General features: G+C 44.4%; 23 protein-coding genes, 1 tRNA gene and 3 other annotated features. Of the genes, 7 read left to right on the top strand and 17 right to left on the bottom strand.

Annotated features, from left to right (window positions below; genetic code table 11):
• Nucleotides 1–366: 366 nt before the first annotated feature.
• The 4 genes from FJU10_RS01265 to rplU all read right to left on the bottom strand — a co-directional run bounded on the left by FJU10_RS01265 (nt 367) and on the right by rplU (nt 1,926).
• Nucleotides 367–831 carry a GNAT family N-acetyltransferase gene (locus tag FJU10_RS01265; RefSeq protein WP_140964932.1) on the bottom strand — a complete coding sequence of 155 codons (465 nt, stop codon included), beginning with the start codon at nt 829–831 and terminating at the stop codon, nt 367–369.
• A gap of 109 nt (nt 832–940) precedes the next feature.
• Nucleotides 941–1,234 carry a 50S ribosomal protein L27 gene (gene rpmA, locus FJU10_RS01270; protein ID WP_003126181.1) on the bottom strand — a complete coding sequence of 98 codons (294 nt, stop codon included), beginning with the start codon at nt 1,232–1,234 and terminating at the stop codon, nt 941–943.
• Nucleotides 1,235–1,246: 12 nt separating this feature from the next.
• Nucleotides 1,247–1,591 carry a ribosomal-processing cysteine protease Prp gene (locus FJU10_RS01275; protein WP_005225752.1) on the bottom strand — a complete coding sequence of 115 codons (345 nt, stop codon included), beginning with the start codon at nt 1,589–1,591 and terminating at the stop codon, nt 1,247–1,249.
• A 26-nt stretch (nt 1,592–1,617) separates the two neighbouring features.
• Nucleotides 1,618–1,926, bottom strand: coding sequence for a 50S ribosomal protein L21 (gene rplU / locus FJU10_RS01280; protein ID WP_005225751.1), 309 nt, complete (start codon nt 1,924–1,926; stop codon nt 1,618–1,620).
• A gap of 19 nt (nt 1,927–1,945) precedes the next feature.
• Nucleotides 1,946–2,016, bottom strand: a sequence feature (ribosomal protein L21 leader region).
• A gap of 169 nt (nt 2,017–2,185) precedes the next feature.
• Between rplU and FJU10_RS01285 the strand changes: the two genes are divergently transcribed.
• Entirely contained in the window at nt 2,186–2,839 is a 654-nt protein-coding gene (locus FJU10_RS01285) for a uracil-DNA glycosylase (protein WP_140964933.1), read from the top strand.
• A 17-nt stretch (nt 2,840–2,856) separates the two neighbouring features.
• On the opposite strand, the gene leuD is transcribed toward FJU10_RS01285, so the two are convergent.
• The 4 genes from leuD to FJU10_RS01305 are packed head-to-tail and all read right to left on the bottom strand — an operon-like array spanning nt 2,857 to nt 7,388.
• Entirely contained in the window at nt 2,857–3,444 is a 588-nt protein-coding gene (gene leuD, locus FJU10_RS01290) for a 3-isopropylmalate dehydratase small subunit (protein ID WP_140964934.1), read from the bottom strand.
• The gene (gene leuC, locus FJU10_RS01295; RefSeq protein ID WP_140964935.1) at nt 3,444–4,826 is read right to left on the bottom strand and encodes a 3-isopropylmalate dehydratase large subunit; all 1,383 of its coding nucleotides are present in this window, start codon (nt 4,824–4,826) and stop codon (nt 3,444–3,446) included. The genes leuD and leuC overlap by 1 nt, the downstream gene beginning before the upstream one ends.
• Nucleotides 4,807–5,871 carry a 3-isopropylmalate dehydrogenase gene (gene leuB / locus FJU10_RS01300; protein ID WP_140964936.1) on the bottom strand — a complete coding sequence of 355 codons (1,065 nt, stop codon included), beginning with the start codon at nt 5,869–5,871 and terminating at the stop codon, nt 4,807–4,809. Before leuB ends, leuC begins: the two co-directional genes overlap by 20 nt.
• Nucleotides 5,868–7,388, bottom strand: a complete 1,521-nt coding sequence (locus FJU10_RS01305) for a 2-isopropylmalate synthase (RefSeq protein WP_140964937.1) — start codon at nt 7,386–7,388, stop codon at nt 5,868–5,870. Before FJU10_RS01305 ends, leuB begins: the two co-directional genes overlap by 4 nt.
• 573 nt (nt 7,389–7,961) lie before the next feature.
• Between FJU10_RS01305 and FJU10_RS01310 the strand changes: the two genes are divergently transcribed.
• From FJU10_RS01310 to FJU10_RS01320, 3 genes are all read left to right on the top strand, one after another.
• On the top strand, nt 7,962–8,660 hold the full coding sequence (locus FJU10_RS01310) for an O-methyltransferase (RefSeq protein ID WP_010747978.1): 699 nt from the start codon (nt 7,962–7,964) through the stop codon (nt 8,658–8,660).
• A 145-nt stretch (nt 8,661–8,805) separates the two neighbouring features.
• Nucleotides 8,806–8,879: transfer RNA gene (locus tag FJU10_RS01315), tRNA-Arg, on the top strand.
• A gap of 341 nt (nt 8,880–9,220) precedes the next feature.
• Nucleotides 9,221–9,643, top strand: coding sequence for an HIT family protein (locus FJU10_RS01320; RefSeq protein ID WP_140964938.1), 423 nt, complete (start codon nt 9,221–9,223; stop codon nt 9,641–9,643).
• A gap of 39 nt (nt 9,644–9,682) precedes the next feature.
• On the opposite strand, the gene FJU10_RS01325 is transcribed toward FJU10_RS01320, so the two are convergent.
• On the bottom strand, nt 9,683–10,219 hold the full coding sequence (locus tag FJU10_RS01325; protein WP_081118050.1) for an AAA family ATPase: 537 nt from the start codon (nt 10,217–10,219) through the stop codon (nt 9,683–9,685).
• Nucleotides 10,220–10,332: 113 nt separating this feature from the next.
• Here FJU10_RS01325 and FJU10_RS01330 point away from each other — a divergent pair, with 113 nt between their 5' ends.
• The gene (locus tag FJU10_RS01330) at nt 10,333–11,190 is read left to right on the top strand and encodes a PhzF family phenazine biosynthesis protein (RefSeq protein ID WP_140964939.1); all 858 of its coding nucleotides are present in this window, start codon (nt 10,333–10,335) and stop codon (nt 11,188–11,190) included.
• Between the two features lie 148 nt (nt 11,191–11,338).
• Here the strand turns inward: FJU10_RS01330 and trpA are convergent, their stop codons facing one another.
• Genes trpA through trpE form a run of 7 tightly spaced genes read right to left on the bottom strand, consistent with a single transcriptional unit; the run spans nt 11,339 to nt 17,749 of the window.
• On the bottom strand, nt 11,339–12,115 hold the full coding sequence (gene trpA, locus FJU10_RS01335; protein ID WP_140964940.1) for a tryptophan synthase subunit alpha: 777 nt from the start codon (nt 12,113–12,115) through the stop codon (nt 11,339–11,341).
• On the bottom strand, nt 12,112–13,305 hold the full coding sequence (gene trpB, locus FJU10_RS01340) for a tryptophan synthase subunit beta (protein ID WP_140964941.1): 1,194 nt from the start codon (nt 13,303–13,305) through the stop codon (nt 12,112–12,114). Before trpB ends, trpA begins: the two co-directional genes overlap by 4 nt.
• A complete protein-coding gene (locus FJU10_RS01345; RefSeq protein ID WP_140964942.1) occupies nt 13,302–13,949 on the bottom strand; it encodes a phosphoribosylanthranilate isomerase in 648 nt (215 codons plus the stop codon). The genes trpB and FJU10_RS01345 overlap by 4 nt, the downstream gene beginning before the upstream one ends.
• The gene (gene trpC / locus FJU10_RS01350; protein ID WP_140964943.1) at nt 13,946–14,704 is read right to left on the bottom strand and encodes an indole-3-glycerol phosphate synthase TrpC; all 759 of its coding nucleotides are present in this window, start codon (nt 14,702–14,704) and stop codon (nt 13,946–13,948) included. The genes FJU10_RS01345 and trpC overlap by 4 nt, the downstream gene beginning before the upstream one ends.
• Nucleotides 14,705–14,730: 26 nt before the next feature.
• Nucleotides 14,731–15,765, bottom strand: a complete 1,035-nt coding sequence (trpD, locus tag FJU10_RS01355; RefSeq protein WP_140964944.1) for an anthranilate phosphoribosyltransferase — start codon at nt 15,763–15,765, stop codon at nt 14,731–14,733.
• An 18-nt stretch (nt 15,766–15,783) separates the two neighbouring features.
• Nucleotides 15,784–16,362 carry an aminodeoxychorismate/anthranilate synthase component II gene (locus FJU10_RS01360; protein ID WP_077454355.1) on the bottom strand — a complete coding sequence of 193 codons (579 nt, stop codon included), beginning with the start codon at nt 16,360–16,362 and terminating at the stop codon, nt 15,784–15,786.
• Entirely contained in the window at nt 16,343–17,749 is a 1,407-nt protein-coding gene (gene trpE, locus FJU10_RS01365) for an anthranilate synthase component I (RefSeq protein ID WP_140964945.1), read from the bottom strand. Before trpE ends, FJU10_RS01360 begins: the two co-directional genes overlap by 20 nt.
• A 58-nt stretch (nt 17,750–17,807) precedes the next feature.
• Nucleotides 17,808–18,052, bottom strand: a binding site (T-box leader).
• A gap of 63 nt (nt 18,053–18,115) precedes the next feature.
• Nucleotides 18,116–18,330: a binding site (T-box leader), on the bottom strand.
• 846 nt (nt 18,331–19,176) lie between these two features.
• On the opposite strand from trpE, the gene FJU10_RS01380 reads away from it, so the two are divergent.
• The gene (locus FJU10_RS01380; protein WP_140964947.1) at nt 19,177–20,628 is read left to right on the top strand and encodes a helix-turn-helix domain-containing protein; all 1,452 of its coding nucleotides are present in this window, start codon (nt 19,177–19,179) and stop codon (nt 20,626–20,628) included.
• A gap of 16 nt (nt 20,629–20,644) precedes the next feature.
• Here FJU10_RS01380 and FJU10_RS01385 read toward each other — a convergent pair whose 3' ends face one another.
• A complete protein-coding gene (locus FJU10_RS01385) occupies nt 20,645–23,209 on the bottom strand; it encodes an HAD-IC family P-type ATPase (RefSeq protein ID WP_140964948.1) in 2,565 nt (854 codons plus the stop codon).
• Between the two features lie 268 nt (nt 23,210–23,477).
• Between FJU10_RS01385 and FJU10_RS01390 the strand changes: the two genes are divergently transcribed.
• Complete coding sequence (locus FJU10_RS01390; protein WP_140964949.1) at nt 23,478–23,816, top strand: RidA family protein; 339 nt, start codon at nt 23,478–23,480, stop codon at nt 23,814–23,816.
• Nucleotides 23,817–23,884 lie beyond the last annotated feature (68 nt).

Consider the following 23,884-nt stretch of genomic DNA (forward strand, 5'->3'; position numbering starts at 1 on the left):
TCGAATTACGAACGTTTTCTTTTTTGATAATGTTCGTGTTTTGACAGAAATCATTCGTGAGCAGATTCTCAATAATCAACGTTTTTCGAAAGTTTCTTTCCATTTGTTCTACTTCCTCAGAGTATCAAATGAATATAAGGTTTATGTTATCAACGTGTAAAGATTCCGTTAATCGCAAAAGGAACTTTGTGAAGAACAAAGCATGGATATACTTGCAATTCTTGCCCTAAGTGCACAAAATTTCTTAAAACGTCTAACCAGAAGATGCCCGCACACTTTTTTGAACGAAACAACACAAAAAAAAGCAGAGAATTCCCTTAAGAACCTCTGCTTTTGAATTCATTCTCTTACTGTAGAAAGAGTACGTTATCCTTGATCCGTTGACAGCTGCAACAAGAGTACATGCTCGTTATCAATCATTTCACCCGTCAAACCAAAGCCATTGCGTTCGTAAAGCTTCGTTGCGATCTCGTTGCCATTCACAGCGGAGATCCTTAATTCTTGCGCTTGGATATGGGTTTTGAACCAATCTAACCCAGCAAGAAACGCCTGAGTGCCTAACCCTTGATTTTGGAATTTTTCTGCGATCATAAACCGCTCGATCCACCATGAAGTTTTTGGATAATCCTCATCCGCCTCGTAAAAACTAAATAGCATAAAGCCGACCATTTCCTCCTCATTGTATAGGGCAAACGCCTGACGAGGTTCCTCATAGATTGCCTCTAACATTGAGTACCAATTGGGCGCAACAAAGTCTTCTTGCTCCTTCGTTGTCTTCAAATTCATACACGCACGATAGTTTTCCTTCGTGATTTCTTTTAATTGAATCATTGCTTCGCTCCTTTTAAAAGTCATTAATATTGACTACTTTGTTAAAACGGTTTCATTGATGTATAAAAAAACACCCAGGTTACTTTTACGTAATCTGGATGTCATTTTCTTATGCTTCTTGCGCTACTGGATAAACAGATACTTGTTTTTTGTCGCGGCCTTTACGTTCGAAACGAACAACGCCGTCAACTTTTGCAAACAATGTATCATCTCCACCGATACCTACGTTTACCCCTGGGTAAATTTTAGTACCGCGTTGGCGATAAAGGATTGATCCGCCTGAAACGGTTTGACCGTCAGCACGTTTCGCACCTAAACGTTTTGATTGAGAGTCACGTCCGTTAGAAGTAGAACCCCCACCTTTTTTGTGAGCGAAGAATTGCAAATTCATTTTCATCAACATGAGATGCACCTCCTAGTTTTCTTTAGTAGTTTTGATTTGGATATAATCGTTGTACTCTTCTTGAACTGATTGCAAGCCGATCAACAAATTCTCTAAAAGAATTTGTGCGATATTCGACTGCTCTTGGGTCAAACGAGAAGGCAGTGTGACTAATAAGTACCCACCATTTTCGTTATCTGCTTCAACTTTTGGCGCAACGCCAGCCAAAGCATCGATCCCATTGACTGCACTGATCGCTAAAGCCGATGCTGCAGCACAGACGATGTCTTTGCCGTATTCTCCTGCTTGTGCGTGTCCAGCCAGTTCAAAAGAAACAATCCGACCAGAGTCATTTCGTTTGAATGTCCCTTTGATCATATTCGTTACCCTGCTTTTCGTAAGAATTAAGCGTTGATCGCGTCAATAACAACTTTTGTGTAAGGTTGACGGTGACCTTGTTTACGGTGTGAATGTTTTTTAGGTTTGTATTTGAAAGTTACGACTTTCTTTTGTTTGCCGTGTTTTTCAACAGTCCCTTCAACAGTTGCTCCTGCAACGATTGGGGCACCTACTTTTGTTGATTCGCCACCTACTAAGATAACTTCATCAAAAGTAACCTTTTGTCCAGCTTCAACGTCTAATTTTTCAACGTAGATTGCTTGACCCACTTCAACTTTTACTTGTTTCCCACCAGTTTTGATAATTGCGTACATGCTCTACAGCACCTCCTTATAATATACTTAGACTCGCCATCCCAAGTGACTTTCGTACTTACTACTTGTTCTGTGCGGTTGTAGCTGTGGAGTCCACAATTACAACAGATTAACTTTATCAAAATGTTTTCCTAAAGTCAATCACTAATTAGGGAAAAGACAGAATTCTTTTGCTGCTAGTCATTTCCTTTTGTGCATTTTTTATTTTCTATTACTATAGAAGAAAGAGCACAAGTGAAACAGAATTGGAGGAGTTTTCATGCAATACCCCAAAGAATTAGCCATTGCCGTTCAACAGGCGTCCCACAATTATCCATTGGAAGGATTTGTTCCCGGTCAAGGACCGCTGCAGCCAAAACTGATGATCGTTGGTGAAGCCCCTGGTCGAACCGAAATCGAGAACTTTATTCCTTTTAGCGGACAAGCAGGAAAAGAATTGATGAAATCGTTGGCTTTAGCCGGTTTGACCCGTGAGGATGTCTACATCACTAGCGCTGTTCGCAGCCGCCCATATTCCGTCAAAGAACGGATCAACAAGCGCAGCGGTGCCCATGAGATCGTCCATCCCAATCGGACACCTACAAAAAAAGAAGTCTTGCTACACGCACCGCTGCTTGACTACGAGTTGTCCGTTGTAGATCCGCCCGTCATTGCAACTGTTGGCAATATCGGACTGCAGCGATTATTAGGCAACGTCTATTATATCAAAGACCATCATGGCGAATTGATCCGTTCCAAAATACAAGAAAGCAATCCGACTAAGGATGGCTATCAATGGTCGGAAAAAGAATATTTGATCGTGCCGATGTATCATCCCGCTGCGATCTTTTACAATCGAACATTGACTCCGCAAATCGAAGCTGATTGGCGAGGGTTAAGAAACATTCTCTCACAAATAACAGCCGACGAATAACGACCAGTCCCCTAGCCCTACTGCCAATACGCTGGAATCGTCTGCTCATAGGCGGTGATTTTCGCCTCTTCCTGCAAGGTGATACTGATCTCATCGAGACCGTGGATCAATTTGTGTTTCCAAGTAGCATCGATCGCAAAGAAATGCTCCTCCCCGGCAACAGTCACACATTGCCTCGGCAAGTCGATACTGATTTTTTCAGAAGCAGGCAGCGAAGCGATCCTTTGGCGAACAGTCAATGGCAGCTCGATCGGCAGCAGCCCATTTTTGGTGGCATTCATATAGAAAATATCACCGAAGCTACCAGCAATCACGGCTTTGAAGCCGTAATCCAACAGCGCCCAAGCCGCATGCTCTCGAGAAGAGCCAGAACCAAAATTATCACCAGTGATGAGGATTTGAGCGGTCTGATATGCTGGATCATTCAAGATAAATGCTGGATTAGGCTTGCGTTGCGGTAAATAGCGCCAATCGTCAAATAAAAATTCGCCAAACCCCGTTTTTTCGACGCGCTTCAAATAATTTTTCGGTAGGATTTGATCGGTATCAATATTGTCATTCATCAAAGGCAGCGTCGTACCTTCAAATTGCGTAAAAGCTTCCATTAACCAACACCTCCAACCACTTCTCGTACATCGACAAAACGACCATGAATCGCAGCAGCTGCTGCCATCGCTGGACTACAGAGGTGCGTCCGCGCGTTTTTCCCTTGCCGTCCAACAAAATTGCGATTTGACGTGGAGGCACAGTGGACCCCTTCTGGTACTTTATCAGGATTCATTCCTAGACACATGGAACAGCCAGGCTCCCTCCATTCAAAACCAGCGTCAATAAAGACTTTGTCTAAACCGATCGCTTCCGCTGCTTTACGAACAGGGCGTGAACCAGGAACGATAATACCAGTGACCCCTTCTTTGATGGTTTGACCTTTCAAAATCGCCGCTGCCTCTTGCAGATCAGACAACCGACCATTAGTACACGATCCAATAAAAATGTATTCAATGGGGATATCAGCAGCTGTCTGTCCAGGTTGCAGCGCCATATATTCATAGGCTTGCTGATCATTGTGATCCCGCACTTCAGGAAACGCTTCGCTGACCGGTACCCCCATTTCTGGATTGGTTCCCCAAGTGATGTAAGGTTCTAAGGTTGCTGCGTCTAAGGTGATCAGGGCATCATAATTGGCATCTTCATCGGTATAAAGGGTTTGCCAATCAGCCACCGCACTGGCAAACGCTTGTGGCGCAAAGCGTCGATCCTTCACATAAGCAAAGGTCGTTTCATCAGGTGCGATCAAGCCCATTTTCGCCCCACCTTCGATCGACATATTGCAAATGGTCATGCGTTCTTCCATCGTCAGGCTACGGATCGTTTCGCCAAAGAATTCTACGGCATAGCCACCACCAAAATCAGTGCCATGGGTCGCGATCAATGCCAAAATAATATCTTTGGCGTACACCCCCGGCTGCAGGTGACCGGTGATCTCAACGCCCATCCGTTTCGGTTTTGTCTGCCAAATCGTCTGTGTCGCAAAGACATGCTCCACTTCACTCGTACCGATCCCAAACGCGATCGCGCCGAAAGCGCCATGGGTGGCAGTATGGGAATCACCGCAAACGATCGTTTTTCCTGGTTGCGTCAAGCCTACTTCTGGGCCAACCATATGGACGATTCCTTGGTTGGCAGAGCCATTGTCACACAATTCGATCCCAAAATCATGACAGTTTTTACGTAACGTATCCATTTGCTTTTTTGCAACCAGATCGGTGATAGTAAAAATATCTTTGGTAGGCACATTATGATCCATCGTTGCGAAGGTTTTTTCAGGACAACGGACTGTCCGTCCCGCTTGCCGCAACCCTTCAAAGGCTTGCGGTGTCGTCACCTCATGGATCATATGCAGATCGACGTAAAGCAGCTGCGCCTGCCCTTCTTCTCCTGTGATGACATGCCGATCCCATAGTTTATCAAACAGCGTTTTCCCCATAATTGCTCACTCCTAACTGTGCAATAACCGCTTCTGTAAAGGCAGTTGTCGTTGCCGTACCACCTAAATCACGGGTCAAGATCCCCGCATTCATTACCTCGTAACAAGCACTTTCGATGGTATCCGCCAGCTCTTCCTCTTGAAAGGACTCTCTTAGCATCATGACGACAGACAAAATCATGGAAACCGGATTGGCGCAATTTTGCCCAGCGATATCAGGTGCAGAGCCATGAATTGGTTCATATAAAGAAACCCCTTCTGCGCCATGACTTGCGCTTGGCAGCACCCCTAATGACCCTGGCAAAACCGAGGCTTCATCACTTAAAATGTCGCCAAAGAGATTTTCTGTCACGATTACATCAAAGTCTTTAGGATTTTGGATGATTTTCATAGCGGCGGAATCAACATATTGATGAGTCAACTGACAATCTGGAAATTCTTGTGCTATTTCTTCCGCTAATCGGCGCCAAAGTCGGCTAGTCGCCAACACATTTGCTTTATCGACAGAGAGAACCCGCTTCTTCCGCGTGCGGGCGATCTCAAAGGCTTTACGCAAAATCCGTCGAATCTCTGCTTGATGATAATGATTGATGTCGTAGGCTTCTTCAGGTTTTTCTGCTTTTTCGCCAAAATAGATACCACCAGTCAACTCACGAACGATGACAAAATCTGTCCCCCGAAGGATCGCTTCTTTAATGGGAGACAAGGCAATCACCGCATCAACTACTTTGATGGGTCGAATATTGGCGTATAGCCCTAACGCTTGACGCAAATTCAAAAGTCCTTTCTCGGGTGTTATCGGTGCGTTTTCCCAAGCTGGATCACCAATGGCTCCTAAAAGGATCGCATCCGCCTGCTGGCAAGCTTGTAGTGTTTCTTGCGGCAATGGCTCTCCAGTAAGTGCCAGCGCCGCACCACCAAATGGTCGCTGGTCAAAATGAAAGCACTGGAGATGGTCAGGACAAGCCGCTTTCAATACCTCAAGGGCACTGTCCATAATTTCTGGTCCAATGCCATCTCCTGCTAAAACAACGATCTTTTTCAAACAAGGACACCTCGTTTCTTCAATGCAGCGCTGGCCTGCACATAAGCTTTGGCTGACGCCTGCAAGACATCAAAGTCTAAGCCGATCCCGCTGATTTTTTCATTGGTTTCCTGGCATTCAATAACCACGTGCACTTCCGCTTGCGCATCTTCCCCACTGGTCAAGGCAGTGATCTCATAGTTCAACAGCTTCGGCTGCTGCTGGAAAATCTGATCGATCGAGTTGTAGATAGCTTGGATACTGCCGGCACCGATAGCTGATGCCACTTGTTTTTCCTCATCTTTGATGATAGAAACCACCGCTCCTTGATGGCCATTGGACACATATTGTAGCTGAACGGCGTCCAACTCACAGCCGCCTTCTTGACTGCGGCCTTGATCAGCCACCAAAGCCAGCAAATCTTGTTCGGTCACTTGTTTCTTTTTATCTGCTAACTCTTTGAAACGTTTAAACAACTCGTTAGTTTCTTCTTGGTCAAACTGGTACCCCAGCTGCTGCATTTTATCGACAAAGGCATGGCGGCCAGAAAGTTTACCTAAAGGCAACGAGTTGGTTTCTACCCCCACCAACTGTGGGGTAATGATTTCGTAGGTCTCAGGATTTTTCAAGACGCCATCTTGATGAATCCCAGATTCATGGGCATAGGCATTGCCGCCGACGATCGCTTTGTTTTTCGGTACCGTGATTCCTGACAAACGCGCTACCAAATCGCTGGTGCGTTTCGTTTCATTTAATTTGATGTTGGAGGTAGCTTGATAGAAATCATTGCGAATATGCAACGCCAAGGCCACTTCTTCTAATGCGGTATTGCCCGCTCGCTCGCCGATCCCGTTGATCGTTCCTTCCACCCGATCAGCACCATTTTCGATAGCTGCCAGCGCATTGGCTGTCGCCATTCCCAAGTCATCATGACAATGGGAAGAAAAAATGATCGGCTGCTCGCTTTTGATATTGGCAATCAAATAGGCAAAAAGTGCACCATATTCTGTAGGATTGGTAAACCCTACTGTATCGGGCACATTGATGATCGTCGCTCCGGCATCAATCGCTGTTTGAACCGCCTCAAGTAAGAAAGCCTTATCGGTGCGGGTGGCATCTTCTGGCGAGAATTGAACTTTTTCAAAGCGTTCACGGGCATAAGCCACATGTTCTTTGATGGAAGCGAGTACTTCTGCTTTAGTCATATTCAGCTTGTATTGGCGATGCACCTCACTGGTTGCTAGAAAGACATGGATTTGCGGATCGCTGGCTTGATGAAGAGCTTCATAAGCACGATCAATGTCTTTTTTCTGACAACGGGCAAGTCCTGCAACGGTCATCCTCGTCACCGCCCCAGCAATCGCTTGGACTGCTTGGAAGTCTCCTTCTGATGCAATCGGAAAGCCTGCTTCGATCGTATCGATCCCCCATTTTTCCAATTGCAGCGCCAGTTGAACCTTTTCTTTTGTATTGAAGTTGACGCCCGGGGTCTGTTCACCGTCTCTCAATGTCGTATCAAAAAACTGGATTTTTCTCATCACTAGTTCCTCCTAAGCTTTTGTAGATGCACGATTGGCTCGATATCATTCAAACACCATTGAAAAAATGGTATAAAAAAAGCACTCCATAAAGGGTTTCCTTCATGCAATGCGAATAGGACTCTTCAAATGATGCCTTAAAAAGGCGGGTCATAGAAAAAGAGTCCTTACGATAATAATAAAAATGCTGCTGTTTGTTTCAATCGTTTATCCATCGTCGTCACCTATCACTTTTTTTATCTTGTTATGAAGATACCAAACAGCAGGTTCCTCTGTCAACACTTTTCCCTGAATTTTCTGAATATTTCGATAAAAAGTTCGTTTTCACCCAGATGATGGGTTGATTTTCTTCCTTGATGAAAATTTAAGCAGAACCTGACGAGATCTTCACAGGATTTTAACCAAACCTCCACATAACACCGTTATGATAGAAATATCCCAAAAATATTTTTTCACCCCTTTATCCTGCCAGTCATATGACTGTTTTTTTGTTGTTCCCAAAGACTCGAAAAGATTGAACTTAAGGTAAGTTATTCGTATAATAAGGGGCAACGATAAATTAGGAGGATGAAGATGCGCAACGAAATGATGCATCGTCCAGTAGTCAAACCAGAACTAGTGGCGTTTATGCGTGAAAAACAAAAACAATTACCCGGCGAACTTGGTGAAATCGAGCAAGCCGCTCATGAAAAAGAAGTGCCAATCATCCCACATGAAACTGTGGTCTTTTTGCAGTTTTTATTGGGACAGCTCCAGCCAAAAGAAATCCTTGAGATCGGCACAGCGATCGGTTTTTCTTCAAGCTTGATGGCGCAATGTGTGAAAGAGGGGCATGTCACAACGATCGATCGCTTTGACGTCATGATCCGCAAAGCCAAAGAAACCTATGCTCGCTTAGGAAATGAAGACAAAATCACGCTATTAGAAGGACAAGCGGCAGACGTCCTGCCTACATTGAGTGGCCCTTATGATTTTATCTTCATGGACAGCGCCAAATCGAAATACATTGAATTTTTACCAGAATGTCTGCGTCTATTGCGCAAAGGCGGTGTGCTGATGGTGGATGACGTGTTTCAAGCTGGAACGATTCTACAACCCATCGAAGAAATCCCGCGCAACCAGCGAGCGATCCATCGCAAATTGAATCTTTTCTTGGATACCGTGATGAACCATCCTCAGTTGACCTCCACACTCGTCCCTTTAGGAGATGGCGTGATTCTCATTACGAAAGAAGCCGATAGCGTAATACTTGAGGAACCTGAGAAAGGTTGAGGGCAACTGCGCTTCCTTTTTCCAAAGAAAAAATAAGAAAAGGGCGAAAAGCGATTGACATTGCTGCGCCCTTTTTCTATAATGTTATTTGTTGCTGATTGATTTCAACAGCTTAGGCGAAGTGAGCATTCGCTGAAAATTATTTGTTCCAGTAGCTCAGCCGGATAGAGCATTCGCCTTCTAAGCGAACGGTCGGGGGTTCGAATCCCTCCTGGAACGTTATATTATCGTGCATAGCGCTAGCAAATCGTTAGGAATCTTGATTCCTAGCGATTTTTTTTGACAAATTTTTTAAAAATCACTTTTTTCAAACGTCACTTTTACCACAAATCAGCAGCACGGTGCTTTTCTTTTGCAAACAACCTATTAACTAATTATCTAAAACATCATGAATTATCACATATAGTTTTAACTGCTAAATAAATATGATATTATCCTCTCAAAGAGCGGCTTAATTGCAAAGATCGTTTATGGTTTCCCATAATCCCGTAGCTTCACATTTTTAGATATTATACTTCTCGAACACAACGAACAAAATTTATTCCATAGGAGGAATTTTGATGGAAGAATGTCCTTTTTGTCGCATCGTATCTGGAAAAATAAAAGGCCATGTAATCTATGAAGATGACAGTGTTTGCGCCTTCCTTGATCATGCCAAAGACGTGGATTATCATATGTTGGTTATTCCTAAAAAACATTACACCAGTATTTTAGACTGCGACCCCGTTCTTCTTGCTCACCTCATTCAAACGGTTCAAAAAATAGCAGATCATTGTGTCACTCGCTTAAGATTTGATGGGATTAATTTGCTAAGCGCAGCAAATCAAGCAGCGGGTCAATCAGTCCCTCACTTTCATCTTCACTTGATTCCGAGAAAAAAATGTGACGGTATTAATGCGTGGCCCTCATTCAATGGAGCAGCGCTCTCTTTAGAGGAAGCAGCGGCATTTTTGACCTTTGAAACAGATAATGAAGGAGATTAAACAAGACTCAGTAGAATAAATCTTGCTTAAAAGCGCTTCTTAAAATACTTGATAATGCTTGACTTGTTCTGCTAGCTGATCAGCTGGTAGAGCACCATCCAGTACATAGTCGGCTGTTTCAGCAATGATCTGTTCGTGTAAAACAAATAGCTCCCTTGCATAGCAAAGATAAGTATCTGCCCAAGTCAAAATCGCTTCTTTTGATTCGTTCGTATAATCCCGTTTAATCTGACGAGCAAAAGCAATATCTAGTGGTGTTTTCAAATAAATCACCGTATCGATCAACTGACGCAAGTCTTGGTGTTCATATCCGAAGGGAAAGTCTACAAAAATGATTGGGTAAAGGAGCATCGCTCTCTTCAAATCTTTCAGTAGCAGACTGATGTCATATTGATTGATCGCTGCGCAGGGATCTTGTAAAAAATAATCAAAAGATGGTGCTGAGGGCAATGCATCGATACTATAATCATCAAAAGAGATCACTATTCCATCTGTCAATCTACTCATTTCACGAATCAATGTCGTTTTGCCGGACGCTGTAACGCCACTCACTACAATTACTTTTCCTCTCTTCATGAAGTCCCTCCTCTTTCGTACCTTCAGTATAACACGATCAACTAATCCGTTTTCATCTCCTCGTATGCAAAAAATATGCTATGCTTGACAAGAATAAAGAAAGCAGGTGTCCTATGGAGATAACTGTACATATCGCAAGCGGGTTTAGTAAAAACCAAACGGGTGGCAACAAGGCTGGAGTCGTTTTGCTGGAACAGCCCCTTACACCACACCAAAAGTTAGCCGTCGCAAAAGAGTTAGGCTTTTCAGAAACAGCTTTTTTATCGAAATCCCTGCAGGCCGATTTCCGATTTGACTATTTTACGCCAAAAGAAGAAGTTGACTTATGCGGACATGCAACAATTGCTTCCTTTGCCCTATTATCGTATCTAAACAAACTTTCCAAGCAACAGTATCGCATCGACACCAACGCCGGACGTTTGTCGATCACCATCAAAGACGGTGTTATTTTCATGGAACAGAACAAACCGCTGTTTTCAGATGTGCTTTCACTAGAACAATTAGCTGACTGTTTCGATACCAATGCTATCAATGATCAAATTCCTATTCAAATCGTTTCGACTGGATTAAAGGATATCCTTGTTCCAATCAAAACAACGGCACAGTTGCAGCAAGTTGTACCTGATTTTGAGGAAATAAAAAAAGTAAGTGCGCTTCAACAAGTGGTTGGCATGCACTTATATGCAATGGAAAAAGAACGAATCGTTTGCCGTAACTTTGCCCCATTGTTTGACATCAACGAAGAATCTGCCACAGGAACTTCCAATGCCGCTTTGGCTTGCTTCTTGTATCAAAAGTGTGCTCTCGAAAAAGAAGTGTATCGCTTTGAGCAAGGCAGCAATTTAGGTGAACCTTCTGAAATCTTTGTCAAACTAGCTACGTCCTCGCGAAAGGAAATCCAACGTGTTTACGTTGGGGGCAGAGGGCATTATTGCGAGACAGTCACCATCGACACGGATACACTGGCATAATCATGGTAATTTGGGCTGATCTTCCATCAGCCTTTTTTTCCTCTTCACAGATCGCGTTCTTTTTTCCATAGCAGCCCATCAATATCTCGAATACTAGTTTTCTCAAAAAAAAAGAACCCAAATCGGGTTCTTTGCTCACATTGATTTTCTATGGCTTACCAACAAGTTCTGCTAACAGCTCACTGACTTTAGGCAGTGGCTCGTTTTGAAGCGCTGCTACAATTTTTGAACCGATCACTACCCCATCGCACACTTGGGCAAAGCGCTGCACGTCTGCATGGGTCGAGACCCCGAAACCAGCTAGTACTGGAATCGGACTTTTTTCCGAAATGGCTTGCAAATGCTGATCCAGCTGTTCGTTGTATTGACGATCTTCTCCAGTGACACCGTTCACTGTCACAGCATAAACGAACCCTTCCGCTTCTTCGATCAGCGTCTGAATTCTGTCTGGAGGACTGGTCAAAGAGACCAGTGTGAGCAGCGCGAGATCCGCCGCATCAAACGTAGGCGTTACTAGCGATCGATGTTCAAAAGGTAAATCTGGAATAATCAACCCTTTCACATTTGTCGTTTTTAACTCATTTGCTAGCTGTTCAATGCCATAATGAAAGAATGAGTTGGCATACCCCATCAATACCAGTGGAACCTCAGAATGGATCGTTTGCAGCGCAGCAATGATCTTTTTTAAAGTGGTGCCATTGGCTAATGCCTGCATTCCAGCTGCTTGGATGACCGCTCCATCTGCGACTGGGTCTGAAAAGGGCACGCCGATTTCAATGGCGGCTGCGCCATGTGTCGTCAACAGTTCGATTTCTGCCGGCAGGCGTTCCAGTCCGTTGGCCCCCGCCATAATATAAGGTACAAACAAAGACTTGCCTTGTTTTTGGCGCTCCTTTAGTTTCATCGTCAATGTTTTGCTGGTCATTTCGCTGCTCCTTTCCGATCTTTGATTTGTTGAACATCTTTGTCCCCTCGCCCAGACAAACAAATCACTAAGCGTTCTTTTGCTGTCATTGTTGGCGCTAACTTTAAAGCATAGGCAACGGCATGAGCACTTTCCAAAGCGGGAATAATGCCTTCGATTTGAGACAAGAGATAAAAGGCGTCAACAGCTTCTTCATCAGTGACCGCGAAATAATCCGCGCGTGCAATTTCCTTCAAATAAGAATGCTCGGGACCGACCCCTGGGTAATCCAAACCAGCTGAAATCGAATAGGGTTCAATCACTTGCCCATCATCGTCTTGCAGCAAATGCATTTTGGTGCCATGTAAAATACCGATACTGCCTTTCGTTAAAGTCGCCGCATGCTCGGTAGTATCCACGCCTTTTCCAGCTGCTTCAACGCCAATCAAACGAACGGTCTGATCGTTGATGAAAGGGTAAAACATCCCCATTGCATTGCTGCCGCCGCCAACACACGCAACGACTGTCGTTGGCAGTTGCCCTTCTTTTTCTAATAGTTGCCGCCGTGTCTCACTGCCAATCACACTTTGAAAATCTCGAACGATCTCTGGAAAAGGATGCGGACCGAGTACGGAACCCATCACGTAATGGGTGTCCTCGACGGTTGCGACCCAGTAGCGCAGCGCTTCATTGACAGCATCTTTCAATGTCTGATTGCCTGAAGTGACTGAAACCACTTTTGCTCCCAATAATTCCATTCGAAAGACGTTTAGTGCTTGCCGCTGAACATCTACTGCGCCCATAAAAATCGTGCATTCCATACCGAACAACGCGGCCGCAGTCGCGGTGGCGACGCCATGCTGCCCAGCACCGGTCTCCGCTACCACTTTCTTTTTCCCCATCCGTTTTGCTAATAAGACTTGGCCAAGTGCATTATTGATTTTATGGGCGCCCGTATGATTCAAATCTTCTCGCTTCAGATAAATTTTGGCGCCGCCTAAGTGTTGTGACAAGCGCTGTGCATGATAAAGGGGGGTCTCTCTTCCTACATACTCTTGCAAATATTCCTGTAATTCTGTTTGAAAACTTGCGTCCGCTTGTGCTTCACGGTAGACAGTTTCTAATTGCTTGACTGCATACATCAATGTCTCTGGCACAAACTGTCCGCCAAAAGAACCATAAAATCCTGCTTTTGTGGGATACTGAGTCATCTTTTTTTCTCCTTTACTAAGTGAATAAATTGTTCGATTTTCCGACTGTCTTTCTTCCCCTGGGTTTCGACTCCTGAAGAAACATCGACAGCATAGGGGGCAAAAAGCTTGATCGCCTCTTCTACATTTTCCGCGTGCAAACCGCCAGCAATAAAAAATCGCTCAGACAACGGCAACGGTTTTCTCGCCACTTTTTGCCAATCAAAGGATTGACCGTTGCCGCCAGCATAAGGGTGATCTCTTACTGGAGCGTCCAATAACCCTAAATCTGCCTGGCAGCTTAGGAAATCTTGTTCTAAAGTATCTGCTTCTCCATCAAAGGCTTGGATCACTGCGATCTTTTGATGAGCAAAAACCCCCTTTTGGATGGCTGTTTGCAAAGATGGCAGAACCTTTCCATGGAGCTGAATCGCTGTCAGTTGAGCGGTTTGAATTGTCGCTTGCACTTCTTCAAAACTTGGAGAAACGAAAACTCCGACTTTTCCTACATTTTGGGGTACTTGCTCCGTTATCTTGCGGACTTGTGTCGGATCGATTCTCCGGCGGCTTTCGGCAAAAACAAAGCCAAGGTAATCTGCTCCAGCATTGATGGCAGCTTCGACATGGAGGCGTTCGGTGAGTCCGCAAATTTTCACTTTGGTCATGGTCGACTCACCTGCAAATCTGCCGCTGTTTCAGCAATTCGATTGCTTCTCATCAACGTTTCTCCAACGAGGACTCCATGATAAAACGGTGCAAGCTGCAGCACATCGGAGGCAGTTCGAATACCAGATTCACTGATGTAAATCGCCTCTGATGGCTGAGGCGCTAGAGCAACACTGACATCCAAGGAAACGTCAAAAGTTTTTAGGTCGCGATTGTTGACGCCGATGATTTTGGCACCTACTGCTTGGGCTTGTTGAAATTCTGCCGCATTATGAGTCTCAACGAGTACTTCCAACCCTAGTGCTTCGGCTTCTTGATACAGCGCGACGAAACGGGCCGGCTCCAACGCAGCCACGATCAATAAAACGATACTGGCACCCGCATTTTTGGCGCGAATCAATTGTTTTTTGTCGATAATGAAGTCTTTGCATAGTATAGGCACCGAAACGGCATTACTGACTGCTTCAAGATCTGCCAGCGAGCCTTTAAAAAACTGCTGGTCGGTCAAAACGGAAATCCCGCTGACACCTGCAGCTTCATACGCTTGCGCTTGAGCGACAGGATCGATCCCTTGGTTGATGTCTCCTTTGGAGGGTGAAGCACGCTTGATTTCAGCAATAAGGTGCATCTTCTGTGGTTGGTCCTTGACATGCTGATAAAATGATGGGCGTTTCGCTACGACCTTTTCGGTTTCTTGTGGCATCGCGGCAACTTCTTCAACTTTTTTCTGGATGATCGTTTCTAAAAAATCCATGTTTCTCCTCCTTACAACTTTCGTAGTTATTGACTATTTGACTGACGAATCAGCATCTGCAGTTTGTCGTAGGCGGCGCCCGAAGCGATACACGCTCGTGCCATCTCAAAGCCTTCCGCTAGGGTGGCGGCTTTGCCGTTTGCGTAAAAGCCTAACCCTGCATTTAAGACCACTGTCTCTAGATAAACGGAGGGTTGATTTTTCAACACCGCAGTTAAGATCGCCGCATTTTGAGCGGCATCCCCGCCGACGATCGCCTCGATCGGCGCTGGCGTAAAGCCGTACGCTTGTGGATCCAAAGAAAAATTGGCTACCTCTCCTCCTTGATAAAAGCTGATCGCCGTTTCACCTGCCAAATTGGCTTCATCCATTCCATTGCATCCATGGATCACCATTGCTCGTTGTCGACCAAGACTGCCTAACGCCTGAGCGGTGTCGGCCAAGCTCTCGCCTGCGTAGGTACCGATCAGTTGAGTGGTCAATGGCACAGGATTGATCAAGGGCCCGAGTAAGTTAAAAATCGTTGGTGTCGCTAATTCTTGCCGTATCTTCATCACTGCTTTCATCCCCGGATGCAACGACGGGGCGAAGAGAAAAGCGATGCCAACTGTCGCTAATAGCTCAGCGATTTTTTCTGGCGATGCTTGGATCGATACCCCCAAGCAGGCTAAGACATCGGCACTGCCTGAACGACTAGAAATACTGCGATTGCCGTGTTTTGCCATCGTGATTCCCCCGGCGGCTAAAACGAAGGCTGCCGTTGTAGAGACATTAAAACTATTGGAGTGGTCGCCGCCAGTACCGCAATTGTCCATGGCGTCTCCTCCTTCATAAGGAATGGTCACGGCATGCTCTAACATAATTTCTGCTAAAGCAGTCAATTCGGCAGCTGTGATGCCGTTGATCTTCATCGCAACTAATGCTGCCCCCAATTGACTTTCTGAAAACACCCCGCTTAAAATTCCTTGAGCAAAGTGGCGCATCTCCTGATAACTTAAATGACGGCCATTAAATAATTGCTGAGTGATTTGTTGCGGCGGCTGTTTTTTTATTGCTTGCATTTACGATTCCTCCTTTTTTCATCTTGTGTTTTTTGCTGTATTATCTGAGACGAGTCCAAGAAATTGTTCTATGAAAAATGCCCCCTCGTTTGTTCCCATTGATTCTGGATGGAATTGGAGTCCTACGATTGGTTTTTCGCGATGCTGAATCGCCATGATGATCCCTTCTGTTTCAGCCAATACCTCAAATTCCGCTGGGAGTGTCGCTGGCTCAATGACCAGCGAGTGATAGCGCATGACCGTCATATCTCCTAGATAGGTTTCGAACACGCCTTTTTTCTGATACGTAAGGCTCGATTGCTTGCCGTGCATAATAGTTGGTGCTTGGACCACTGTGGCACCAAACGCTTCACCAATGGCTTGATGCCCTAAGCAGATACCTAAAAGCGGCTTGCTATCTTGGTAAGTTTTGATCAAAGGAATCATGAATCCTGCCTCTTCGGGCCGTCCTGGCCCTGGAGAAAAAATGATGCCATCTGCTTCTTCAGCAACAATAAAAAGCTCTGGATCGTCATTTCGCAAGACGATCGTATCCGCTGGACATTGCTGGACTAAGTTATACGTAAAGGAATCATAATTATCGACGAGTAAGATCATTGGCTGACACCTCCAATAGTGCTTTGGCTTTGTGTAGTGTCTCTTGATATTCAGATGAGGGATCAGAATCATAAACGATCCCCGCCCCTGCTTGGACATAAGCGATCTCGTCTTTCAATACCAATGTCCGAATCCCAATGGCAAAATCCGCTTGATCATTTCGAGAAAAATACCCAACGGCTCCCGCATAGACCCCTCTTCGAACAGCTTCCCACTGATAGATGCGTGTCATGGCACGAATCTTTGGTGCCCCGCTGACCGTGCCTGCTGGCAGGGTTGCTTTCAAGGCATCCATTGCCGTCACACCTGCTCTGCGCTTGGCAGCCACTACCGAAACGATGTGCATGACATAGCGGTATTTCTCGATCACCATGTATAAAGGAACATGAACCGTCCCATGTTCAGCGATCCGCCCTAAATCATTGCGTCCAAGATCGATCAGCATCTGGTGCTCCGCACGCTCTTTTTCATCTGCCAACAGTTCATTTGCTAAAGCTTCGTCTTCCGCTTTGGTCGCCCCTCGTTTGCGGGTACCAGCGATGGGATTTGTGGTGATTTCGTCGCCTTGAACGCGAATCAGGCTTTCAGGTGAGCTACCGATTACTTTGAATCCTTGATCGAAATCAAGATAATAGAGGTAAGCGGAAGGATTTGTCACTCGCAGTTTGCGGTAATAGTCAAAGGGCTCTTGTTTAAATGACGCTTTCAGACGTTGCGAAGGAACAACTTGGAACATGTCTCCCGCCGTAATCCGGGCTTTCGCCTCTTGAACGATCGCTTCATAGGCTTGCTGTGTGACATTGCTGGTAAAATGTAGGTTTTCGTTTGACAATACACGGGTCTCAGCGGCGACTGGTGTCCTTAACTGCTGCTTCACTGCTTGCAGTACCTGCTCCATCTCGACGGTTCCTCTTTGGCTGTAGCAATTTTCAAGAATGATCGTTAAAGTTTCCGTCTGATGGTCCAAAACGAGAAAAGTTTCGAAAAGCCAAAAGGCCATATCAGGCACCTGCAATTCATCTGCGGGCAGTTGTCCAATGTCTTCATAGCAAGCGGCGATATCATAGCCCGCATACCCGATAGCCCCACTTTGCAACGGCAGATCCGGTAAAGCGGTGATTTCTTTTTTGACTACATATCGTTCCATTTCTTTTAAAGGGTCCTGGCAGGGATGCTTGTTGACCGTTTTTTTCAAAAGATCCTCCACTTGAAAAACACCATCCTTAAATGTCAGTTTCTGAACGGGATCAAAGGTAAGGATCGAATAGCGTCCGGTATCTTCTTCTCTGGGAATACTTTCCAATAAACATTTATGCGCCCCTTGAATCCGTAAAAACACTGAGACAGGTGTCAAACAATCGCTGTTGATTCGTTCCATTCGATACATAAGCTGCTCCTTTCTTTGTAAACAAAAAGCCCTCAAGCAAACGCCATAAAAACGTCTGCTTGAGGGCGAATGATCGCGGTACCACCTCAATTGAAGTTGCCCAAATAAACAACTTCATCTCTATCAACCGTCTAACAACGGTCTTCCTCTATAACGGGAGTTCCCGCATTTTCCTACTGCCAAAAAAGGGTTCAAAAAATGATCGGCTAAGGCCATTTCCTTGATTTCTTGGTACCGGACTCTCATCATCGCCGACTTTCTGTAGCCAAAAATATTCAAGTACTTCTCTTAGTTTGATTTTGTTGCTATTTTTCTCATTGATCGAGGGAAAAAACAAAAAAGCCCTCACGCAAACAAACTTGTCTGCCTGAGGGCGATTACTCACGGTGCCACCTCAATTGGTTCTTTCTAGATCGTCTATCAACGATCGCTCTCTGTAACGGGAGTTCCCGGAAAAAGCCTACTGATTTCAGCCTTTCGACACAAAAGTCCATTTCTGAAGCATCCATCTGCTGATTTACAGCACCATCAGCTCTCTGCAAGACGAACATCCTCATACTTCTCTTTTGTATGGTCTTAATGAGTTATTGGTAGTTATATTACGTGGCTTTTGCTGATCTGTCAACAGGAAAAGATCATTTTTTTTTGCTTTATTCCTTCTTTGTTAACTTGAGCACAACAGAACTTGACGCTTCTGATAAATGAATGAGTCGGCGTTTACTTACGATACATTCTCCCTTCTCATTAAAAAAAAACGTCGAAACATCCTTCTTTCAAATTTCTACTTTTTGTTTTTTTATTTACGTTATCACCTACAAAAAGACGGTTTTCTGTTTTACAAAAATTATTGCATTTTTATATTTTCATCACATGGTGAAAATATATTTGTTATTTAAAATGAAATCTCATATGATTGAACCAGATGTGAGAAAGGGTGATTAAATGTACATAGATAAATCCTATTTTTCTAACTTTATTTATAAAATGAGTTGTTTGGAATTTACTTACTCACTTATTCAATCCAATGAGAAAAAAATTTCTTTATCCAGGGAAGAACAAGTAGAAATTGAGTGGATCATTGACTCTGCTCTCCATCGAAAACTCTATGCTTCACGCAAAAAAAGTTTGTTTTCTTCTAAGATAAAATTATCGAAAGAAAGTTATTCTTTATATTTACGAATGAAGAAATACGAGCATATGATTGATCTTTAACAGTTGAGACACATGAAAAAATAGCGCTCACTCTTTGCAGACCGTTACTACACCTGATCCCCATTTTTTTGATAAATAACCTCTTCCGATGAATTGTAAATAGCAAAACTTGGCTTTTTCGTATAAAATCAATAAGAACACGAACGAGCTGTTTTACACCAAAGCAGTCAATGGGATGCTTTTGACCTTCAAGAATCGGAAAGGAAGTTTTTGTCATGGATGGGATGATGAAAAAAATCATTACGGAGAAAGATTTGTTGCGCCAAATCTTGCTCTTGGAACAGTTGGCCAATCACAAAATGATCACTGCCAAACATTTGGCAGAACTAATCAATACGACGGAACGAACGGTTTTTTCTGATATAACCTATATTCGTCAACAATTACCTGATGGTTGGCAGATCGAAGCTGCCAGTAGTGGCTTTGCTTTGACCCATGATGGCCCATTGCTGATGAGTCAGCTATGGGAAACATTTTTTCCTCAATCGATCGGAGTTTCTTTAATGAAAGCATTGCTTTTTTCTAGCGAACTCCGTACCCAAGAGATTCTTAGCCAAACAGGGACTTCCTATGAAACCCTGCGGCGGCATATCTCAAAATTAAACAAAAGTCTGACGGATTTTTCTTTGCGGATTCGCGTCACAAATCGAGTGATTCGTTTTGAAGGAAGTGAGATCAATATTCGCGTCTTCTTCCATCGTCTTTTACTGCCTTACACCCATAACAATTACTTTTTTGAGGAATATACGATTCATGAGTCCCACTATTATCATTTCTTGGATCGCTTGGCAAAAGCCAAGCTGCAAATTGATGTGGAACAAATCTTCGGCACCTGCTGGTTTTTTATCAATTCAATCCGTATCAAAGCCAATTGCCGCATTGATTCCTTCGAATTTAATGAAGATGATCCCCTTTATGGCCTTTTCCAACAGCCATTAAGTCAGCTCTATCAAAAAGAAGGTGTTTATTTAGAGCGCAGCGAACACTTCTTTAGCTTCTATTGCTTTTTAGAAAGTTGGAACTACAATAATGAATGGTCCGAAACAATTCAAACAACCCTTGAAACGTATCAAGCCATTTATAAAAAAACAACCTATTTTGTCGAAAAATTAGCCCGCTTGCTGCAGCTACCTCTCGCTAGTGGGACGCAACTGATTGAGAATCTGTTGCTGCTCTTGATCAAAACGCAAGAGTCTGCCAAACTCTCAGAATGGTTTGGGTTAGAATTTCACGAGATCCAGCGCCTGAATCAGCCCTATTCGTTACCGATCGAAGCAACGATCCATGACTTTTTAGAGGAGCAGACAAGCAGCCAAAGGGAGACGAGTTTCCCTTTGTGGTCTACCACCACCTTGTTGATTCAACAAGCAATTTTACAAATCAACCCTATCCGAGCAAAGGGATACTTTGTCTTTCAAGGGGAGCCGGCATGGAAAGCTTACCTTTTACAAGAATTGAATGACTTTCTCGGAGCTCGTATCCTTTTATCAGCCATCGAACCAGGTCAACTAGAAGGGCTATCGGCAATCGACGTTGATTTTGTCTTATCAAATTTTCCATTAGATGATGCTCCTGTCCCAGTCTTTTATTTATCGATGGTACCAACCAAAAATGAGCTCAATCAAGTGACTGAGCTCATTCAAACCTATTATTTAAGTTATCACTAGAATCATCAAGCTGCCTTTATTGTTTCACTGGGGCAGCTTTTTGACGTCCTTGCAACTTATTTGTAATAAATTTCTCACCTTCGACGACTGTGAAAAGAAGTGCCCCGTTGGCTGCAATACTCAACTGCTGCATCAGCGTCAAAGAACCGATCCCTAAAAGCTGGTGTCCGATAGGTGTTAGGAAAATCGCTGCCTGCAATACGATCAGTAGTGCCAGGGAGACTAAGAGTGCTTTATTGGCAAAGAGTTGGCGATTCAACGCCGGCTTTACCAGCTCACGACAGTTCAACAAGTAGACCGCTTGGGCGAAGACGATACTTTGCAGTAGCATGCTTTGCTGAAGGACCGTTCCTTCAAACTGAATCGCTAAGACGTAGGAAGGAATCATGATTAACAACGAGACATAGAAGATGCGGAACAGACTGTACCAAGATAAGATACCTTCTTTGATTGGCCGTGGTGGTCGATTCATAACATCCGCACTTGCCTTTTCAAAACCGAGTGCGTATGAAAGCGTGATGGTTGTCACCATATTTACCCATAAAATTTGTACAGGTGTCAGTGGCAGTGGTCGGTTCAACAAGAGTGCCGCAATAACGATCAATCCTTGTGCAACAGCCGTTGGTAAGAAGAAGTTGATGGTTTTCTTCAAATTATCATAGATCCGACGACCCACGCGGACGGCATTGGCGATCGTATGAAAATTATCGTCTGCCAAAACCATATCGGCTGCTTGCTTGGTTACTTCACTGCCTTTGATTCCCATAGCGATCCCAATGTCGGCTTTTTTCAGCGCTGGTGCATCGTTTACACCATCGCCGGTCATTCCGACAATCTCTTCATTCGCCTGCAAAGCACTAACGATCCGTAATTTATGCTCTGGGGTCGTTCGAGCAAAGATATCTGTCTTTTGGACTGCTTGCTGCAACTCCTCCTCAGACAGCAGATCGATTTCCAGCCCTTCCAACACGTGATTCGTGTGCTTCAATCCAATTTGCTTGCCGATGGCTTGAGCGGTCTTGCCATGGTCTCCTGTGATCATTTTAACTTGGATGCCCGCTTGCAAGCACTCTTTTACTGCTTTGATGGCACTGTCTTTCGGAGGATCAATGATGCCAGCGATCCCAACAAAGGATAAATTGATGAGTGCTTCGTGGGACAAGGACTCCTGTGCCGACAGCGTCAGATGCGCAAAGCCAATCAGCCGCTGCCCTTTCGCTGCTAATTTTGCACTTTCATCTAACCACCATTGCTTTTGATCTGAAGTCAGTTGGCTTTTCTCAAGCAATACTTCGGGCGCACCTTTGACAAAAACTACCGAGGCATTCGACTCTTCTTGATTTTGATGACGGGTTGCCATGTACTTGTAAGAGGAACTAAAAGGAATCTTATCGGCTGTTTTACGCAATGGTTGCTGCGCTGATTCTGCGTATTGCAACAAGGCTTTTTCGGTTGGATTTCCAACGAGATCCACAGCCTTTTGTCCTTCGTCCTGCTTCAAATCTTGACAATTTGCCATAATATCAAGCACCATTTCTTTATCCACGTTCGACTCAACCAAGACATCGACAACCGTCATTTCATTTTTGGTCAAGGTTCCTGTTTTGTCTGAACAAATCACCGTCATGGCACCTAGTGTCTCCACTGAGGGCATCGTTTTGATGATTGCTTGCTCCTCAGACATTTCCTTGACACCCATCGATAAAATCATGGTCAGCACGGCTGGCAAGCCCTCAGGAATCATCGCTACCACTAAGGCGATACCTGATGAGAACAAGAGATCAAGATCAAAGCCGTAGCGGAAGGTAGTAAAGAAGATCAAGAAAATCACTAATCCGATAATTCCTTTAAAGATTTGGTGATTCAATTGCTTCATTTTTTTGATCAACGGGGTTTCTTGCGCTTTCACAGACTGAATTGCTTGATTGATCTGGCCGATTTGTGTATCGTCGCCTGTTTCAACGACGATCCCGCTGGCAGTTCCGCTTTCTACATGGGTACCAGAAAACGCCATATTCCGCTGGTCGCCAATCGTACTTTCTTGAGTAATAGGCTGGGTCATTTTTTGAACAGGCTCAGATTCGCCAGTTAAAATCGACTCTTCAATCACAAGATCATGGGTTTCGATCAAGCGCATATCTGCTGGTACGACATCTCCTGGTCCTAAAACGACTAAATCTCCATTTACTAAGGAAGAAACAGCAATTTTCTTCTTGCGGCCGTGAACATAAATCGTTGCTTCTTGCCCCATGAACTGCTTCAATCCATCCAGTGATTCTTGGGCTTTGCGCTCTTGCCAGTAGCCGACTAATCCATTGATGACGACGACCGCCATAATAATGCCGCTTTCGATATAATCACCAGAAACCCCTTTTAAGACGGCTGCGACGATCAAGACCAACATCAGTAAGTCGGTAAAATGCTTGCCGACTTTCTTCCATGTAGGGATCTGCGCTGCCTCAGTAATTTTATTTTCACCTTGCTTTGCTAAACGCTGGTTGCGTTCTTCGGAGGAAAGGCCCTGCCGTGTTGTTTGCAACGTGTGTAATAGTTCTTCTGTTGTGTTTTTGTACCAATTCATATTTTTTTCCTCCTTGTTTATTTATTTGATCTGAACATAGTATAAAACATTAAAACCATAAAATTCTGGCGATAATTTCAGCGGAGCCTGAAAAAAATGAGTGCTTTTATTAAAGGGGAAGAGCGGCTTGGTCGCGTGGCTTCACACAACCAACTGAAAACCTCCGTTGATTGTTTTTGCAGGTGAAATCAAGTAAACTAGGACCCACCCAATCAATTTCTATCTGTCCCATCATCCAAAGGCAAGATAGACGAAAGGAGCCAAATAAATGGCAATCTATACCGATACAAAAATCGCGCAAGGACCTTTTCTTTTCATTTCTGGTCAAACGCCGTCACAAGACGGAGTCACACCTGAGGACCCGCAAGAGCAAACAGCCATCGTTTTGAAGAAAATCGAAGAGCATTTATCAGCCAATCAGCTGTCTTGGTCATCAGTGGTCAAAATGACCGTCTTTTTAACGGATGCTGCCTACTTATCTGCTGTGCGTACGGCGTTTACAGCTATTTTGGCAGAAAACAAACCAGCTATGAGTCTCGTCATCGTCGCCGGATTGGTTGCGCCTGAATTTAAAGTAGAGATTGAAGCACAAGCTACCATGGCTTAAGCATAGAGAAAAACACCAAAAAACTTCGTACCGGCTGCTGCCTTTTGTACGAAGTTTTTTGGTGCTAT

Origin of the sequence: Enterococcus sp. OL5 (genome assembly GCF_006491895.1) — a bacterium.
Classification (GTDB): domain Bacteria; phylum Bacillota; class Bacilli; order Lactobacillales; family Enterococcaceae; genus Enterococcus_D; species Enterococcus_D innesii.

Excerpts from the sequence above, each read along its gene's own strand:
- FJU10_RS01265 (WP_140964932.1), bottom strand. The coding sequence starts at position 831 with ATGATTCAATTAAAAGAAATCACGAAGGAAAACTATCGTGCGTGTATG.
- rpmA (WP_003126181.1), bottom strand. The coding sequence starts at position 1,234 with ATGTTGATGAAAATGAATTTGCAATTCTTCGCTCACAAAAAAGGTGGG.
- FJU10_RS01275 (WP_005225752.1), bottom strand. The coding sequence starts at position 1,591 with ATGATCAAAGGGACATTCAAACGAAATGACTCTGGTCGGATTGTTTCT.
- rplU (WP_005225751.1), bottom strand. The coding sequence starts at position 1,926 with ATGTACGCAATTATCAAAACTGGTGGGAAACAAGTAAAAGTTGAAGTG.
- FJU10_RS01285 (WP_140964933.1), top strand. The coding sequence starts at position 2,186 with ATGCAATACCCCAAAGAATTAGCCATTGCCGTTCAACAGGCGTCCCAC.
- leuD (WP_140964934.1), bottom strand. The coding sequence starts at position 3,444 with ATGGAAGCTTTTACGCAATTTGAAGGTACGACGCTGCCTTTGATGAAT.
- leuC (WP_140964935.1), bottom strand. The coding sequence starts at position 4,826 with ATGGGGAAAACGCTGTTTGATAAACTATGGGATCGGCATGTCATCACA.
- FJU10_RS01305 (WP_140964937.1), bottom strand. The coding sequence starts at position 7,388 with ATGAGAAAAATCCAGTTTTTTGATACGACATTGAGAGACGGTGAACAG.
- FJU10_RS01310 (WP_010747978.1), top strand. The coding sequence starts at position 7,962 with ATGCGCAACGAAATGATGCATCGTCCAGTAGTCAAACCAGAACTAGTG.
- FJU10_RS01320 (WP_140964938.1), top strand. The coding sequence starts at position 9,221 with ATGGAAGAATGTCCTTTTTGTCGCATCGTATCTGGAAAAATAAAAGGC.
- FJU10_RS01325 (WP_081118050.1), bottom strand. The coding sequence starts at position 10,219 with ATGAAGAGAGGAAAAGTAATTGTAGTGAGTGGCGTTACAGCGTCCGGC.
- FJU10_RS01330 (WP_140964939.1), top strand. The coding sequence starts at position 10,333 with ATGGAGATAACTGTACATATCGCAAGCGGGTTTAGTAAAAACCAAACG.
- trpA (WP_140964940.1), bottom strand. The coding sequence starts at position 12,115 with ATGACCAGCAAAACATTGACGATGAAACTAAAGGAGCGCCAAAAACAA.
- trpB (WP_140964941.1), bottom strand. The coding sequence starts at position 13,305 with ATGACTCAGTATCCCACAAAAGCAGGATTTTATGGTTCTTTTGGCGGA.
- FJU10_RS01345 (WP_140964942.1), bottom strand. The coding sequence starts at position 13,949 with ATGACCAAAGTGAAAATTTGCGGACTCACCGAACGCCTCCATGTCGAA.
- trpC (WP_140964943.1), bottom strand. The coding sequence starts at position 14,704 with ATGGATTTTTTAGAAACGATCATCCAGAAAAAAGTTGAAGAAGTTGCC.
- trpD (WP_140964944.1), bottom strand. The coding sequence starts at position 15,765 with ATGCAAGCAATAAAAAAACAGCCGCCGCAACAAATCACTCAGCAATTA.
- FJU10_RS01360 (WP_077454355.1), bottom strand. The coding sequence starts at position 16,362 with ATGATCTTACTCGTCGATAATTATGATTCCTTTACGTATAACTTAGTC.
- trpE (WP_140964945.1), bottom strand. The coding sequence starts at position 17,749 with ATGTATCGAATGGAACGAATCAACAGCGATTGTTTGACACCTGTCTCA.
- FJU10_RS01380 (WP_140964947.1), top strand. The coding sequence starts at position 19,177 with ATGGATGGGATGATGAAAAAAATCATTACGGAGAAAGATTTGTTGCGC.
- FJU10_RS01385 (WP_140964948.1), bottom strand. The coding sequence starts at position 23,209 with ATGAATTGGTACAAAAACACAACAGAAGAACTATTACACACGTTGCAA.
- FJU10_RS01390 (WP_140964949.1), top strand. The coding sequence starts at position 23,478 with ATGGCAATCTATACCGATACAAAAATCGCGCAAGGACCTTTTCTTTTC.